The sequence below is a fragment of the Halobacterium sp. DL1 genome (assembly GCA_000230955.3).
GTDB lineage: Archaea > Halobacteriota > Halobacteria > Halobacteriales > Halobacteriaceae > Halobacterium.
The window spans coordinates 2,261,388-2,276,121 of the sequence record CP007060.1 but is presented as its reverse complement, the minus strand read 5'-3'; the positions used below and the strand labels follow the sequence as shown (position 1 = coordinate 2,276,121).

Genomic DNA, 14,734 nt, shown 5'->3' with positions numbered 1-14,734 from the left:
TGAACCCTCCCCAGGCGCAGGTCAGTCGGCGTAATTCTCTGTCGGGCGACCGACACAACCAGTGGGTCGGGGGCGCCGTCCGAGGGCTACGGCTGGTCGGGGAACAGCGCGAGGTGGCTGACGATGCGGCGGTTCTCCAGGCCGCCGGCCAGCGCCCCCGAGAGCACGCCGATGGTGCTGATGAACGCCCCGGTGCGGACGAGGTCGACGATGCCCACCGAGGGGTCCTCGAGGCTCGGCCAGTTCGACATCAGGTTCGACGGGAAGACGGCCACCTCGATGACGAGCATGATGCCCCAGACGAGCGCGAAGAGGCCGACCATCGCCAGCAGGAGCACGAGGAAGACGGTGACGTTGACGAGGGCGGTGTGCTCGGTGACGACCCGGTGGCGCTTACGCGGGAACGAGAGGTTCTGGACGAACAGCAGGTAGAGCGCGGCGGCGAGCACGCTCACGACGGCGAACAGCGCGGCCGTGAGGTCGCTCATGTGGAAGCCGACGTCCCAGGACTCAGCACTGAAGACGATGACGAGCGTGGGCGCCAGCGCAGCCGTCGACAGCTTCGGCAGTGACAGCGGGAGTAGCGGCGCGCGACTGTTTGCGAGGGCCTGGAGGATCTGACCGGGGTTCCGCGCGGCGCTCCGGGCGTGGAAGGCGAGTCGTCCGAGCGGTCCCCTCGGCCGCGCCTCCGTCGCGGGAATCTCGCTGGCGACGCTGTGGAGGTGGCGTTCGACGTCGGCGTCGAAGGCCGGCACCGCTCGCCGCTCCGGGTCGAACCGGAACGGCTCCATGACCCCGCCGTCGGCGTCGCCGTGCCGGGCGCCCAGCAGGTGGCCGACGAGGTGGAGCAGCAGCGTCGCGGCGTTCCAGCGCACGGCCTCTCCGTCGAGTGGCCGTCGTGGTTCGCCCCGCGGCGCGCTCCGGAGTCGCTGCGTCGAGACGACGGCGACGCGGGAGAGCGGGGACGCCAGCCCCGGGACGAATCGCTCTCTGCTCGACACGAGGGGGACGTCGGTCACCACGACGACGAGGTCGTACGGCCCCTCGACCATCCGGTGGGTCGCGCGGTCGAGGAACTCGGAGGGGCGGCGCCGGTCGTGGTCGGCGAGGCGTGTCGTCTCCTCGAGGTAGAACCGCCAGGCGACGTCCGTCGCCGCCGCGAGTTCGTCGACGGCGTCCTCGGCCGCCCGGGTCGCGAACGACCGGAGTCGGTCCGGGTCGGTGGTCGGCGCGTTGGCGACGAGCACCCCGACGTCGACGCCCAGGTCGGTCGCCCCCTCGCACTCGGCCGCCACCAGCGCGCGCTCGTCGCGTTCTCCGGAACCGGACCCACTCATTGTCGACACTGTTCGCCGCGAACGAACTTAACGCTCGGTGGGCGAGTGCTCCAGACGCTCACTTCCCGTGTGGGTGCTCTGTCAGGTACTCGCGGAGGTGGTCGACTGCGCTGTCGATGTACGCCTGTGTCTCGGTGCTCTCGACTTCCTCCTCCAGGCCGTCGAGTTTGTCCGCCACTTCCGCGATGCGGTCGACCGTCGAGTCCGGGCCGTCCCCGTGCGTCTCGCGGTCGTCCTCCGCGCCGATGCCGTTCTGGAGCGAGTCGAGTTGCGTCTGCACCGGGCCGCCGGCCTGCTCGCTCGCCCGGCCGAGTTCCTCCCTCGCGCGTTCGAGGTGGTCCATACCACTCCCTTCGCGTTTCTCCCAGAAAGCTGTGTGGCCAGAGAGGCGACAGAACCCGGCGGCGCCGAGCGGACGCCCCCTCGGCGCCTCAGAGGTACGAGTCGTCGTACGACTCCCCCGACCGGGAGGCGTGGCTGTTCTCGCAGTTCTGGCACTCGAGGCGGTCCATGTCGTCCATCGAGACGTTCAGGGAGCCGCAGTTGCTGCAGTAGAAGCCGAACCGCTCGGCGTGGTTCTCGTCGGTATACGTCACGTAGAACGGCGCCTCCGTCCCCGACTCCTCCTCCTCGCGGGCGACGAACACCCGCTCGCCGTCCTCGGTGGTCGCCGTCGTCGTACCGTCGGCCGTCTCCGTCTCGGGCATCGTCTCACCGTCGGCCCCGTCGGCCTGCTCCTCACTGCCGTCGGCAGACTCCGCCTCCAGGTCAGCGTCCGGGTCCGCGTAGACGTACTCCACGAGGGACTCGTCGCCGACCTCGACCTCGCGTTCCGCCGCGCGTTCCAGGCCGAACTGCTCGAAGAACTGGTGGCCCTCCGTGTTCGCTTCGAGGGCCGTCGCTCGGACGGAGTCCGCGCCCGCCCCGCGGAGCGCGTCGCTCATCGATTCGAACAGCTCCGTCCCGATTCCCTTGCCGCGGTGTTCGGGGTCGACGAACAGCCACCGTATCTCGCCCCACTCCCCGTCGACGGCTCCCTCGACGTAGCCGACGACCGTCTCCGCCTCCACGTCTTCGGTCGTCTCCACGACGCGCGCGAGGGTCTCCTCGTCGTCCCGCTTTTCGGCCATCGCCTCCTCCCCGAACTCGTCCTCGACGATCCGCTCGATCTGCTGGGGGCTGAGGCTGTGCGACGTGGTCATCGAACTCTCCACGACCTCCCCGACGCGTTCGGTGTCGGCCGCCGCCGGTTCGCGCAGTCCCATGTCTCTACGTTCGTCGCTAACACGGAAAAACCGTGGGCCGGCACCAGCAGGGTCGGCGCGGAGGACGGGCCCGCGCTACCTCCCTCAGCGGTGTGGCGAGGGGTCCCGCAGACCGGCGTGTCGCTCGTAGTTGCGGACGAGGCGCATCCGCGCGCGGAGGTCCGCGGCGGCCGCCGGCACCTCGGCCAATTCCGCGTCGTCGAGGTCCTCCGGGGGGAGCGGGTAGCGCCTGAGGTCCTTGTGGACGGCCATCCCCGCCCTGGCGCCGTCGCCCATCGCCACCACCGTCTGGTTCTGTCCGTGGGTGATGTCGCCGGCGGCGTACGCCCCGTCGACGCTGGTCTCGTAGTTCTCGTCCACGGCGAGCGCGCCGTCGTCGGCCAGCGCACAGCCCAGCGACGCGGCCAGGTCGGTGTCGTACTCCTTGCCGTACATCGCGAACCCACCGAGATACTCGCGGTCGGTGCCCTCGCGACCACTCTCCCCGGCCGCGAACGTGAGGCCGCCGAGCCACGGGTCGGTCGCGCTGTCGGAATTCGCTTCGCTCCCCGTTCTCCCGTCTGTGGCCTCCCCTCGGTCGGACGCGCGTTCCGCCCGTGGGAACGCGCCGACGACCGACGCCTCGACCACGTCGACCGGGTGGGCACGGAGCTGTCGCTCGACGTCCTCGCTCCACTCCGGCTCGTGGCCGTCGAGCAGGAGGTCGACGTCGGCCGTGAAGTTGAGCATGAGCATCGCCACGGTCGCCGCGTGGTCGTCGTGGCCGAGGACGAAGACGGGGCCGTCGCCCAGCGTGTAGGCGTCGCAGTGCAGGCAGTAGTGGAGGCCGCGGCCGGTGAACGACAGCAACTCGGGGACGTCCGGTTCGCGGTCCGAGAACCCCGTGGCGAACACGACGCGCTCGGCTTCGACCGTCCCGTGGCCCGCCTCGACGACGAACCCGTCGTCGGACTGGCGAACGTCCTCGACCGCGTCGAGGTAGTAGGTCCCGCCGTACTCCTCGAACTGGTCGACCGCGTGCTTCGAGAGCTCGCGGCCCGAGACGTCCTCGGAGACGCCGAAGAGGTTGTGGACGTGGCTGACGCTGGCGTGTCGCCCGCCCTCGGCCTCGAAGACGGCCGTCCGGTGCCCGAGCCGCGTCGTGTAGAGCGAGGTCGTCATGCCCGCCGGGCCGCCGCCCACGACGACCACCTCGTAGGAGCGTCGGTCGCTCATCACACACGCCTTCGGGCCGGAGTCTGTTAGGGGTTGGCTCGGTCCCTCGGCCACACTCCTGGCCGGACCGTCCGGTCGCGTCGCTCGTGCCCGGCCAGCAATTAAGTCGGGTTGCGAATCTTCGCCGACAGCCCCGACAGGCCCCCACAAGCCCTTATCCAACTGTAGACCGAAACCCGAGTGCGATGTCCGAAGACCAGGACCCGGACCCGAGTCGCGTACAGGACAGCGCCAAACGTCGCCAGCACGAGCGGACCGAACACGTCGAGGACATCCTCAACCGCGCGGACGACTTCTTCGACGAGGACAAGTACCCGGTGACGAGCGAGGAACTCGCCACCGAGTACGCCGACCAGCCGCTGGACCTGCCCAACGAGACGGAGAGCCTCGGCAGCGTCTTCGACCGCCTCGTCGACGAGCGCTTCGAGACGCCCGAGGAGGCCCGGGAAGCCCTCTACGGTGAGATAACCGGACCTGCTGGCTCCAGCGACGAGTACAACGACCAGCGCGACCTCGAACAGCTAGACGACGCGGATGCGGACGACGTCGCCGACAGCGGCGCCTCGGACATGTGACTGTCGGCAGCGTCCGGCGCCGCCGCTGCTCGTTCTGACGGCGCTGCTCGGTCGTAGCGGCGCGAAAAAATAGGGTCACGGACCGAACCGTATCGGCCGTTCCCGGGTAGTCGCTCGCGATTACGCTTCCGTCTCGTTCTGCTCGACAGTGACGAACCCGTCGTCAGTCACTGCGGCACCGTCGGCGATGAACGGCCCGTCGTCCGTGCCGTTGCTCGCGACGAAGTCGTACGTCTCGTTACCGCTGTTCTCGAGGTGCGGCATCGCAATCAGCGTCTGGTCCTCCTCGAGCATCGTCTCGGTGAAGTTCGCACCCGAGACGTTGTACAGCATCACGCTGACGTTCTCGTACGTGCCCGCTTCGAGGTAGTCGGAGACGCCGATGACGCTACCGATGACGTTGCCCTCGAGCAGGGAGTCGTTGTGGATGGCGACGTAGCCATCCTCAGGGAGTTCCACGTTCGAGATGTTGACGAGGGTCCCGTTGGACGTCTGGTTCGCGATGCTCACCGAGGCCTGGGCGGCGTCGCCCTCACCGTCGGTGGTGGTCGTGGTGGTCTCGTTGTCTTCAGTGGTCGTCGTGGTCTGGGTGTCGTCGACGCTGACGAACGCGTCGTCGACCACCGGCTGACCGTCGGAGACGAACGGCCCGTCGTCCGAGCCGTTGCTCGCGACGAAGTCGTACGTCTCGTTACCGCTGTTCTCGAGGTGCGGCATCGCGATCAGCGTCTGGTCCTCCTCGAGCTGGTCCTCGCTGAAGTTGGCGCCGGGGACGTCGAACAGCGTGATTTCGACGTTGTCGTAATTGCCAGCCTCGAGGTAGTCGGAGACGCCGATGACGCTACCGATGACGTTGCCCTCGAGCAGGGAGTCGTCGTGGATGGCGACGTAGCCGTCCTCCGAGAGCGAAACCGCGGAGATGGTCACGGTCATGCCGTCGGAGGTCTGGTTCTCGATGTTCACGGTGGCTGCGCCGGTGTCGCCGGCGCCGACACCGTCAGTGGTGGTCGTGGTGGTTTCCTCTGCGGTCGTGGTTGTCTCTTCAGCCGTGGTGGTTTCCTCGGCCGTGGTGGTCGTTTCCTCAGCCGTGGTGGTTGTCTCTTCAGCCGTGGTGGTTTCCTCGGCCGTGGTGGTCGTCTCTTCAGCCGTGGTGGTTGTCTCCTCGGCCGTGGTGGTTTCCTCAGCCGTGGTGGTCGTTTCTTCAGTCGTAGTTTCCTCTTCAGTCGTAGTTTCCTCTTCAGTCGTGGTGGTCGTTTCTTCAGTCGTAGTTTCCTCTTCAGTCGTAGTTTCCTCTTCAGTCGTAGTTTCCTCTTCAGTCGTGGTGGTCGTTTCTTCAGTCGTAGTTTCCTCTTCAGTCGTGGTGGTCGTCTCGTCCTCCGTCGTCGTCATCTGCCCCGATTCGACGGAGATCGAGCCCACGCTGAGGCCCTCGACCGACAGGGACTCGAAGCTGATCTCACTGCCCATCATCATGCCCTGGGCGGCGTTGCCCATCGAGCTGTCCCAGGTGACGGTGTCGGCCTGGACGCCCTCGAGCGTGATGGACTCGATCTGCGCGTCGACGGTGACCGTGTTGTTCTCGACGGTGACCGACGCGGATTCGATGTTACCGATTTCCACGGAGTCAACCGCGAATCCCTCGACGTTGTCACCGAGGGTGGACTCGAACTGGTCCATTAGTACGTCCTGGGTTGAGTCCACGTCCTCCAGCTGGAACGTCACGTTGTCGACATCGACGTTCTCCATCCGGATCTCCTCGGCCTCGATGTCCTCCGCTGTCACAGTCCCGGAGGACTGACTACTCGCCGACGACATGTACGCGACAGCCGTTCCTGAGGCCAGAACGACAGTCAGCGCCATCAGTAGCGCCCCTAGCTTGAGTCTTGTTGTGTTCTTGTCTGTCATATCGCATTAGTTCCATCGGCTGCCACGGCCATTGTTATATTCAGGCCCGAATCGCCAAACGGCGCGCTACTCCGAACACCGCTCGCCCTACCAGTTGGCGGCTCTGAACGTTTTTCTGAGCGACGCTCTTCCGGGGAATCGACAGACGGTACAGGGGTCGTACTGACGCCGGCAGAACTCCCTCGTCCCTACTGGCGAGTAAGCTCTGCCCGGCAGCGCAGCGCTGGTGTACGCTCACCTTATTCAGAGCCGTGACTGTGAGGAGCGTGGACAGGTCCATCCGAAATGCAATTCCACGGGACGGAGCGGGGATAGCGGGGTGGCGTTCGGGGGAACGCCCAAACGAACTTCCCTCCGCGGGCCGAACGAAACGTATGGTCAGAACGCCAGCGTCCATCCGCGGCGGGGCAGCGAGTTCCACTGACGAGGGGTCGTCCGACGAGAGCGACTCGTCGGGCAGCCTCCGCCGCAAACTCCTGCTCGGAGTGGGTCTCGCCGGTGTGGCGTACGTCGTCGCGCGACGGCTCCGGTCGGACCGCGACTCGACCGACGACTCGGGCGACTGGTACCAGCTCTCCATCGACGAGTCCGTCGAGGAGGCGAGCGACGAGGCGGCCGCTGGGGACGACGACGGTGCCACGGCCCCGGACGCAGAGGGGGACGCGACCGACGAGGACCTCCCGGGCGAGGAACGAACGGACGAGGAAATCGCCCAGCGCGGCGAGGAGGACATCCAGGCTGAACCCGCCCCACCCGGTGAGATGAACGTCGACGAAGAGGTCGTCGAGGAGGTCGTCGACGACGAAACGGAAGAAGAGTGACGCCGCTCGCTCCGGCCCGGCGGTCGGGGCCGGAAACCCGCCTCAGCGATTCTCGTCGTCGTCCTCGAGCGCTTTCTCGACGTCGTGAGAGACGACGAAGCGGCCCCGGTCGTCGACGCGCCGGATCTGCTCCGGACTGAGCCGGTACTCGTCCTTGTTGTCGCCCCAGCCCAGCGCCGACTCGATACTGCCTACCAACCCAGACTTCGGATTGACGTAGGCGGTGCCCGCCTCGACGTGGTCGATCTTGCCGATTCTGTCACCCTGTGCGTCGACGACGGTCGCTCCCTCGTCGTCCTCGGTGAACGGCCGCCCGCTCCCTCCCGCGGCCATCGATTCGGTCTCGCGCGTGGAGGTGGCCGTTTCGTCCATCCCCGTCGCTGCCGTCTCGCCCGGCATCTCCGCCCCCGCCGACTCGACGACCTCGGTGTCGATCAGGTCGGTCTCGACGGTCTCAGTCTCGAGAATCTCGCTGTCGACGTTCTCGAAGCGGAAGCGCTTCCGGCGCCGAATCTCGTCCTCGAGCACCTGGCGCTCGACGAGCACGCTCTCGAAGCGGTCGTCGCCGAGTCGCTCGGTCTGGATCATCTTCCGCTGGTCGGCCGACGTCTCGGCGTCGGCGCTGACCGCGTCGCTCTCGAAGATGGTGCGCTGGACGTCCGCGGTGTCGACCTTCGTCTCGACCGTGTCGGACTCTACTGTGCCGTGTTCCTCGATGTCCATGTCGACGATCCGCGTCTCGATGTTCGCGCGCTCCTCGACGACCCGGCGGACCCGCCACATCTCCTCGATTTCGGCGGTGAGGTAGCCCTCGAGGTGGGTCTCGAGGTCGACGTCGTCGTAGTCGAAGTGCTCGCGGTCACCGGTGCGGTCGCCGGCCATCGTCAGTTCGCGGCCCGCGATGTCCTCGGAAGCCCGGAGTTCGAAGTCCGACCCCGTGTCCAGCACCTCCCAGTCGACAAGTTCGGCCTCCATGATGCGACTGCTCACCAGTTCGCGGTCGACCATCTCGCTCTCCAGCCGGTCGGTCTCGACGACCTCCGTCTCGACGACCGTCCGCTCGGTGACCTCCGTCGTTACCGTCTCGCCCTCGAGGAGGCGTTTCTCGGCGTCCTCGTCGGCGATTGTCGCGCGGGCGGCCGCCTCGTCGCGGTCGAGAATGTCGTAGTCCCCCATCCCGTCGGCGTCCTCGGTGTAGACGAACGCGCGGTTCTCGGACTCGAACCAGTCGAAGAAGTTGTCCCAATCTTTCTCGCGGTGCTCCTCCTTGGCGTCCGCCTCCGGGACGAACTGGTAGCTCGGTTCGGCCGTCCCGGACTCCGCGCCCGAGATGAGCGCCGCGTCGCGCTCGTCCGCCCAGCGCTGGATGTCCTTTCGGTCTGTCGTGATTCGTCGCTGTCCCCTGTACTCCTCAGTGTCGTCCCGGTTGTTGTTGTTCATCTTCAATCCCGTCAGGAGGGAGAGCCACGAGCGACTTTGTTATATCCGCAGTTCTGCGCGTAATTCAGTGAAAACAAACCGCGAGTGAACGCCATCTCGGCGCCAGCCCCGTAAGCCCGTAGTACGTCGAACACAGGGAGGCGTTACTCGCCACCGGACCATCGGACTGTGTCAGAACGCTCGCGCCCCGGAACGCTCTGTCCGCACGCCCACGGCGAGAGGAGGCGAAACGAGGGAATCGCTGCCAGGGAAGCGACCCTGTAACTTTCCGCCGCGTCCGGCACTGTGGACTCACGATGGAGGTGTCGACGCCCGACGAGTCCCGCTCCGGGTCGAGCGCTCGCACCGCCGCCGTCGCCGTCGTTCTCTCGCTCGCCATCGTCGCTCCTGGCGTCGTCTTCCCCTGGTACGCCCGCGTCGGCGCGTCGGTCGTGCTCCTCTTCGGAGTCGCGCTCTCGACCCGCGCCGTCGCCTCGACGCTGCTGGCGGCCGTCCGCCGGGAGCCACCGGAGGCCGTCCCCGACGCGGACCTCCCAGACGTGAGCGTCCTCTTGACGGCGTACAACGAGGCCGACGTGCTCCCGGCGACGGTCGAAGCGTGTCTCGCCCTCGACTACCCCGTCGACCACCTGGAGGTCGTCGTCGGCTACGAGGCTGCCTCGACGGACGGGACGGCCGACGTCGCCCGCCGTCTCGCGGCCGAGCACGAGCGGGTCCGCGCCGTCGAGCGCCCGGGCCCACCGGGCGGGAAGGCCGCCGCGACCAACCACGCGCTCGGGCACGCGACGGGCGACGTCGTCGCCGTGCTCGACGCAGACCAGCGTCCCGAACCCGGCGCGGTCCGCCGTGCTGTCCGGTGGTTCGTGGACGACGACGTCTGGTGCGTGAAGGGTCGGTGTTTCGGGACCAACCCCGGCGACTCGCTCCTCGCGCTCTGTGCCACCGTCGAGCGCGGCCTCGTCGAGCGCACGGAGTTCTACGCCCGGGACCTCGTCGACGGATTCGCGCTGTTCACCGGCGGCCAGGCGTTCTTCCGGGCGACCGCACTCGACGAACTCGGCCCGTTCGACGAGTCCCTCCTCATCGAGGACGTGGAGATGGCCTACCGCATCCGGCGGGCGGGCGGGGAGATACGCGTCGACCCGGGGGTCGTGACCCGGGAGACGAACCCCGCGACGCTGTCGGCGTGGTGGAGCCAGCGCAAGCGCTGGGCTCGCGGCGGGATGCAAGTGGCGCGCCGCCACCTCGCCCCCTCGCTCCGTTCGGGGCCGCCGCCACTGGGCGCCCGCGTGGACTTCGCGGCCACCCTGGCAGCCGTCGTCGCACTCCCGGTCGTGGCGCTGGCCGCGCCGCTGGCGCCGGTAGCGTGGCTGGTCGCCGCCGGCCAGTTCCCGCTCTCACCGGCGGCCGCGCCGCTGTGGGGGTGGGTGTCGCTCGCCCCGGCGATGGCCGCCTACCTGCTGTTCGCGCTCGACGCCCGGGACGGGCGGACGCACGCTCCGGTCGAGTACGCCGCGCCGCTCCTGCTGTGGCCCTACTTCGCGCTCCAGGCGGCGGCCGTCGTCGTGGCGTTCGTCGAGGAGTTCGTCCTCCGGCGGCCCTCGGTCTACGTCACCAGCACGGCGCCGACCGACGACTGACAGATTCCGTCGGGTTTGGGAGAACAGTTTTCCACGTCGCGGCCGTACCTGTGTGTGGATTCACTCATGACCAGCCACTCGATGACGGACGAATACAACAGAACAGGGTCGTCGCTGGAGCGGGAACTCCGGAGAGTCGTCAAGGACGCTGTCTGGGAGGCGCACGAGGAGGGCGTCCACAGCAGCAGCGGCTCCTCGGACAGTAGCTCCGGGCGGAGCATCGTTCCGCTGTTGCTCACCGTCGGTGCGATCGCCGTCGCGGGCTACATGCTCTGGAGCCGCTCGGACTCGATGGACGAGAGCGTCAGCCAGATGACGGACCGCGTCCAGCAGGCCGCCGAGCGGACCGCGGAACAGACCGAGGAGATGTCCGAGCAGGCGGCGGACACCGTCGAGGAGCGTGGGCGGACGATGTCCGAGCGGACCGAGAAGATGTCAGAGCAGGCCGCCGACACCGTCGAAGAGCGCGGCACGGGCGTTGCCTCCCGCATCGAGCAGGGTGGCAAGGAAGCCAGCGAGAAGATGGAGGAGGCCAGCGAGAAGGGCAGCAAGCAGAGCGGTAGCTCCGGACGCCAGTCTAAGAGCGGTTCGAGCGGCAAATCCGGGAGCAGTTCGAGCGACAAGTCCAGCCGCAGCTCGAGCAACTAGTCGCTCCCAGCCTCCGGGCTGGACCCTCGCCGTTCTTGTCCATCTCGTTTTCGCGCTACTGTCCCGGCCAGCGGGTCCGTCGTTAAGGGCGCTCGTCCCGTAACTCGCGCATGGTCCTGTCGCTCTCTTTCGAGTGGCGCCACCTGCTGTTCGCGAACTGGCCGGTGGACAGCCACGCGGTCGCCGCTCGCCTCCCGGCCGCGCTCGACGTCGACGAGTACGACGGCACGGCCTGGCTCTCCGTCGTCCCGCTGCTCAACGCCGACGCCCGACCCCGTGGACTGCCCACCATGGCGGGCTTTCCGCGCCCGGAGGTCCACCTCCGGACGTACGTCAGCCACGACGGCGACCCCGGCGTCTACTTCTTCAGCCTCGACGCGGCGGGCCTGATGAGCGTGGTCGCCGCACGGTTCACCCACCACCTCCCGTACTACTACGCCCGCGTCCGCTTCCGGCGGAGCGGCGACCGCGTGCACGTCACCAGCCGCCGGCGCCAGCCCGGAGACCGCCCGGCCCGGTTCGCGGCCACCTACGGGCCGACGGGCGAGGCGTACACGGCACCCCCGGACTCCCTCGCCGAGTTCGTCACCGAGCGCCGGCGCATCTACACCCAGTCGACCGACGGGACATTGCGCCACACCGACCTCTCCCACGACCGCTGGCCGCTGTTCGACGCCGACGTCTCTGTGACGGAGAACACGCTGTTCGCGGCCAGCGGCTTCGAGCACCCGGAGACGGAGCCGGTCCACTTCTACAGCCCCGGCGTCGACGTGGTCACGTCTCGGAGCGAGCGCTCGGCGTAGCGCTCGGCGGTCGGACGACCGCCGATTCCAGCGTGGACCTATGGCCGTCGCGGCCGAACGTACCCACATGCCCGAGGACGACCACCCAGACAGCCCCCTCCGCGAGGAGGACGAGGAGGTCGCCGCCGAACTGGCCGACGACACGGACGCACTGGTCGCCCTGCTCTCGGACTTCTACCGGGGGGCGGTCAACCAGGCGGACAGCAGCCAGAACCGCATCGACCGGACGACCAACTGGGCCATCACGCTCATCGCCGCGTTGCTGTCCGTCGTCTTCTCCAGTCGGGACATGCCCGCGTTCCTGCTCCTCATCGGCGTCGGCATCCTCGCGGTGTTCCTCTCCTACGAGGTCCGCCGCTACCGCTTCTTCGACCTCTACCGGTCCCGGGTGCGATTCGTCGAGGAGAACCTCTTCGCGAACGCCCTGGAGCCCGCAGGCGTCGAGCACTCGAAGTGGCGCGAGGAGTTGAGCGACGACCTCCGCAACCCCACGTTCAAGGTGACAGCCCGCGAGGCGCTCACCCGGCGCCTCCGCCGGGTCTACGTGTGGCTGTTCGTCGTGCTCGGAGCCGCCTGGGCCGCGAAAGTGACGCTGTTCACGCCCGAGACACGGTGGACCGAGGCGGCGGCGTTGCCGGGCCTCCCCGGCGACGTGGTCGCGGGAGCGCTCGCCGCGTTCCTGGTCGGAGTCCTCGTCGTCGCCTTCTGGCCGACGAGCCGCCAGGCGAAAGGCGAGATTCACGACGCGAAGCCGGGGAAGTGGAAGGGCGACTGAGGGCGTCTCCATCGGGCGTTTACTCCCCCTGCGTCTGCAGGCTCCGGATTTATCGAACTCGCCGTGGTAGGTGGGTACGACTATGTCAATGTCCAACCTTCGTGAGCTGTTCGTGCACGACCTCGAAGACATCTACTACGCCGAGAACGAACTCCTCGACGCGCTCGACGAACTCGCAGAGCAGACCGAGAACGAGCAGATCGCGGACGCGTTCCGCGAGCACCGCCGGGAGACCGAGGGCCACATCGACCGTCTCGAGCAGGTGTTCGAGATGATCGACGTGGAACCCGACACCGAGGAGTGCGAGGGCATCGAGGGACTCCTCAACGAGCACAAGGACTTCGTCGACGAGGACCCCGCCCAGGAGGTCCTCGACCTCCACAACCTCGTGGCGGCCCAGAAGACCGAGCACTACGAGATCGCCGCCTACGGCAACATGGCGTTGCTCGCCGACCGCCTCGGGATGGAGGAGGCCGGCGACATCCTCCACGAGACCCTCGAGGAGGAACAGGAGGCCCTCGACAAACTCTCCTCGCACGTCGACGACTTCGACTACGGGCGCGTCATCGAGTCGGCCGCCGACTGACCCCACGGCTCTCACCTGGGTCACGCGAACTGTGCCCGAACGACGCCCTCGTTTTTCCGACACCGTAGCCGGAACCGGCTGGCCCTGGAGGAGCGCCGGGACCGCTCAGTCGTCGCCCTCGGCGGAGCGCTCCTGGGCGACGCCGACGCCGATGGCCGAGAGCTCACGCTCGCTGAACGTCTCCAGGTCGCTGACCGCGGGCGTGTGGACGACGCGCCCGTCGTAGTCGAACCGGGAGCCGTGACACGGACAGTCCCAGGACTCCTCGCCGTCGTTCCACTCCACGTGGCAGCCCATGTGCGGGCAGACCGCAGAGACGGTGTGGACCTCACCGCGCTCGTCGCGGTAGACACCGACCGGGCCCTCCTCGGAGTCCACTATCTTCGCCTCGCCGCGGTCGAGGCCGACCCGGACACCGCTGGGCCGCCCCTTCAGCCGGTCCTCGAAGAAGTGGCGCATCGACTCGGTGTTGTACTTCACGAGCTCCCTCGTCGAGGCACTGGCGTTGAACCTGGTCGGCTCGTAGACGCCAGTCCACGGGCTCTCGCGGCCGAGAATCAGGTCCGATAGCACCATTCCCGCGGCGGTGCCGTTCGTGAGCCCCCACCCGCCGAACCCCGTCGCGACGTAGACGTGCTTCGTGTGCGGGGCGAGTTTGCCGACGAACGGGACGCTGTCGATGGACCGGTAGTCCTGCGTCGACCACCGGTACTCGACGGAGTCGACGTCGAAGCGGGTCCGCGCCTCCCGCTCGACTTTCCGGTAGCGGTCGACACCGCTCACCTCGTGGCCCGTCTTGTGGTTCTGCCCGCCGAACAGCACGAGCGACTCGTCGCCCGCGGGGTGCGGGCGGACCGAGAAGTAGGGGTCGCTCTGGCGGTAGTAGATACTATCGGGAGTCTCCCCGGCGAGGCGCGCGGCGAGCACGTACGAGCGCTTTGGCTCCAGGCGGGCGAAGTAGAGCCCCTCGTCGAAGAACGGAAAGTTCGTGGCGACCACCACGTCGTCGGCGACGAGCTCGCCGCGGTCCGTGGAGACGCGACACGGACTCCCGGGCTCGACGTCGAGCGCCCGGGTGTTCTCGAAGACGTGGCTCCCCGACTCGACGAGGTCGCCGGCCAGTTCGAGGAGGTAGTTCCGCGGGTGGAACTGCGCCTGTTCCTCGAACTTCACGGCGCCCGCCACGTCGTAGGGTAACTCCGTGGACTCGGTGTAGGACGCCGGCAGGTCGAGCCGTCTGGCGGCCTCCACCTCGTCGCGGACCGCCTGGCGCCGGTCGTGGTCCTCGACGTAGGTGTAGGCGGGGACGCGCTCGAAGTCGCAGTCGATGCCGCGGTCCTCGACGGTCGATTCGACCTCGTCGATGGCGCGCTGGTTCGCGTCCGCGTACTGCCGCGCGCGGTCCTCGTCGAACTGCTCGAGGAGGTAGTCGTAGAGGAGGCCGTGCAGCGACGTGAGTTTCGCCGTCGTGTGGCCCGTCACCCCGGCGAGGATGCGGTCGCGGTCGACGACGGCGACCGTCTGCCCGGCGTCGGCGAGCTTCGACGCCGTCGTGATGCCGACGATGCCACCGCCGACCACGACGGTGTCGACCCTGGTGCCGCCGTCCAGCGCGTCGTAGCTGGTCTCTGCGCTCGTCTCCAGCCAGATGGACCGGTGCTGTCCGTCCACCGTCGAGTCGGCGTGTTTTGGGTTCATTGTCGCTCGCCGGGGTGTGGCCCCGT

The 14,734-nt window shown here is 68.0% G+C and carries 14 protein-coding genes; 7 read left to right on the top strand and 7 right to left on the bottom strand.

The annotated features are described in order from the left end of the window. Positions 1-86 precede the first annotated feature (86 nt). From HALDL1_13725 to HALDL1_13710, 4 genes are all read right to left on the bottom strand, one after another. The gene (locus HALDL1_13725) at positions 87-1,337 is read right to left on the bottom strand and encodes a hypothetical protein (protein AHG04526.1); all 1,251 of its coding nucleotides are present in this window, start codon (positions 1,335-1,337) and stop codon (positions 87-89) included. A gap of 58 nt (positions 1,338-1,395) precedes the next feature. Next, positions 1,396-1,680 (bottom strand): hypothetical protein, encoded by a 285-nt coding sequence (locus HALDL1_13720; protein AHG05372.1) that lies wholly within the window; start codon positions 1,678-1,680, stop codon positions 1,396-1,398. An 88-nt stretch (positions 1,681-1,768) separates the two neighbouring features. Beyond that, a complete protein-coding gene (locus tag HALDL1_13715) occupies positions 1,769-2,602 on the bottom strand; it encodes a GCN5 family acetyltransferase (GenBank protein AHG04525.1) in 834 nt (277 codons plus the stop codon). Between the two features lie 84 nt (positions 2,603-2,686). Then, a complete protein-coding gene (locus HALDL1_13710; protein ID AHG04524.1) occupies positions 2,687-3,817 on the bottom strand; it encodes a thioredoxin-disulfide reductase in 1,131 nt (376 codons plus the stop codon). Between the two features lie 185 nt (positions 3,818-4,002). On the opposite strand from HALDL1_13710, the gene HALDL1_13705 reads away from it, so the two are divergent. Next, a complete protein-coding gene (locus HALDL1_13705) occupies positions 4,003-4,392 on the top strand; it encodes a hypothetical protein (protein AHG04523.1) in 390 nt (129 codons plus the stop codon). A gap of 120 nt (positions 4,393-4,512) precedes the next feature. On the opposite strand, the gene HALDL1_13700 is transcribed toward HALDL1_13705, so the two are convergent. After that, positions 4,513-6,207, bottom strand: coding sequence for a hypothetical protein (locus HALDL1_13700; GenBank protein ID AHG05371.1), 1,695 nt, complete (start codon positions 6,205-6,207; stop codon positions 4,513-4,515). Positions 6,208-6,671: 464 nt separating this feature from the next. Here HALDL1_13700 and HALDL1_13695 point away from each other — a divergent pair, with 464 nt between their 5' ends. After that, positions 6,672-7,118, top strand: a complete 447-nt coding sequence (locus tag HALDL1_13695) for a hypothetical protein (protein AHG05370.1) — start codon at positions 6,672-6,674, stop codon at positions 7,116-7,118. A 42-nt stretch (positions 7,119-7,160) separates the two neighbouring features. Here HALDL1_13695 and HALDL1_13690 read toward each other — a convergent pair whose 3' ends face one another. Continuing rightward, positions 7,161-8,558 carry a hypothetical protein gene (locus HALDL1_13690; GenBank protein AHG04522.1) on the bottom strand — a complete coding sequence of 466 codons (1,398 nt, stop codon included), beginning with the start codon at positions 8,556-8,558 and terminating at the stop codon, positions 7,161-7,163. A gap of 296 nt (positions 8,559-8,854) precedes the next feature. Here HALDL1_13690 and HALDL1_13685 point away from each other — a divergent pair, with 296 nt between their 5' ends. The 5 genes from HALDL1_13685 to HALDL1_13665 all read left to right on the top strand — a co-directional run bounded on the left by HALDL1_13685 (position 8,855) and on the right by HALDL1_13665 (position 13,010). Then, positions 8,855-10,198 (top strand): hypothetical protein, encoded by a 1,344-nt coding sequence (locus HALDL1_13685; GenBank protein AHG05369.1) that lies wholly within the window; start codon positions 8,855-8,857, stop codon positions 10,196-10,198. A gap of 54 nt (positions 10,199-10,252) precedes the next feature. Continuing rightward, positions 10,253-10,846, top strand: a complete 594-nt coding sequence (locus HALDL1_13680) for a hypothetical protein (GenBank protein AHG05368.1) — start codon at positions 10,253-10,255, stop codon at positions 10,844-10,846. 110 nt (positions 10,847-10,956) lie between these two features. Beyond that, positions 10,957-11,649, top strand: coding sequence for a hypothetical protein (locus HALDL1_13675; protein AHG04521.1), 693 nt, complete (start codon positions 10,957-10,959; stop codon positions 11,647-11,649). A 67-nt stretch (positions 11,650-11,716) separates the two neighbouring features. Further along, the gene (locus HALDL1_13670) at positions 11,717-12,424 is read left to right on the top strand and encodes a hypothetical protein (protein AHG04520.1); all 708 of its coding nucleotides are present in this window, start codon (positions 11,717-11,719) and stop codon (positions 12,422-12,424) included. Positions 12,425-12,506: 82 nt separating this feature from the next. Then, positions 12,507-13,010 carry a hypothetical protein gene (locus tag HALDL1_13665; protein ID AHG04519.1) on the top strand — a complete coding sequence of 168 codons (504 nt, stop codon included), beginning with the start codon at positions 12,507-12,509 and terminating at the stop codon, positions 13,008-13,010. Positions 13,011-13,115: 105 nt separating this feature from the next. Here HALDL1_13665 and HALDL1_13660 read toward each other — a convergent pair whose 3' ends face one another. Then, entirely contained in the window at positions 13,116-14,708 is a 1,593-nt protein-coding gene (locus HALDL1_13660) for an FAD-dependent oxidoreductase (protein AHG04518.1), read from the bottom strand. Positions 14,709-14,734: the final 26 nt, after the last annotated feature.

What these genes read in the sequence shown, in the direction of transcription:
- HALDL1_13725 (AHG04526.1), bottom strand. Translation starts at nt 1,337, where the DNA reads ATGAGTGGGTCCGGTTCCGGAGAACGCGACGAGCGCGCGCTGGTGGCG.
- HALDL1_13720 (AHG05372.1), bottom strand. Translation starts at nt 1,680, where the DNA reads ATGGACCACCTCGAACGCGCGAGGGAGGAACTCGGCCGGGCGAGCGAG.
- HALDL1_13715 (AHG04525.1), bottom strand. Translation starts at nt 2,602, where the DNA reads ATGGGACTGCGCGAACCGGCGGCGGCCGACACCGAACGCGTCGGGGAG.
- HALDL1_13710 (AHG04524.1), bottom strand. Translation starts at nt 3,817, where the DNA reads ATGAGCGACCGACGCTCCTACGAGGTGGTCGTCGTGGGCGGCGGCCCG.
- HALDL1_13705 (AHG04523.1), top strand. Translation starts at nt 4,003, where the DNA reads ATGTCCGAAGACCAGGACCCGGACCCGAGTCGCGTACAGGACAGCGCC.
- HALDL1_13700 (AHG05371.1), bottom strand. Translation starts at nt 6,207, where the DNA reads ATGTCGTCGGCGAGTAGTCAGTCCTCCGGGACTGTGACAGCGGAGGAC.
- HALDL1_13695 (AHG05370.1), top strand. Translation starts at nt 6,672, where the DNA reads ATGGTCAGAACGCCAGCGTCCATCCGCGGCGGGGCAGCGAGTTCCACT.
- HALDL1_13690 (AHG04522.1), bottom strand. Translation starts at nt 8,558, where the DNA reads ATGAACAACAACAACCGGGACGACACTGAGGAGTACAGGGGACAGCGA.
- HALDL1_13685 (AHG05369.1), top strand. Translation starts at nt 8,855, where the DNA reads ATGGAGGTGTCGACGCCCGACGAGTCCCGCTCCGGGTCGAGCGCTCGC.
- HALDL1_13675 (AHG04521.1), top strand. Translation starts at nt 10,957, where the DNA reads ATGGTCCTGTCGCTCTCTTTCGAGTGGCGCCACCTGCTGTTCGCGAAC.
- HALDL1_13670 (AHG04520.1), top strand. Translation starts at nt 11,717, where the DNA reads ATGCCCGAGGACGACCACCCAGACAGCCCCCTCCGCGAGGAGGACGAG.
- HALDL1_13665 (AHG04519.1), top strand. Translation starts at nt 12,507, where the DNA reads ATGTCAATGTCCAACCTTCGTGAGCTGTTCGTGCACGACCTCGAAGAC.
- HALDL1_13660 (AHG04518.1), bottom strand. Translation starts at nt 14,708, where the DNA reads ATGAACCCAAAACACGCCGACTCGACGGTGGACGGACAGCACCGGTCC.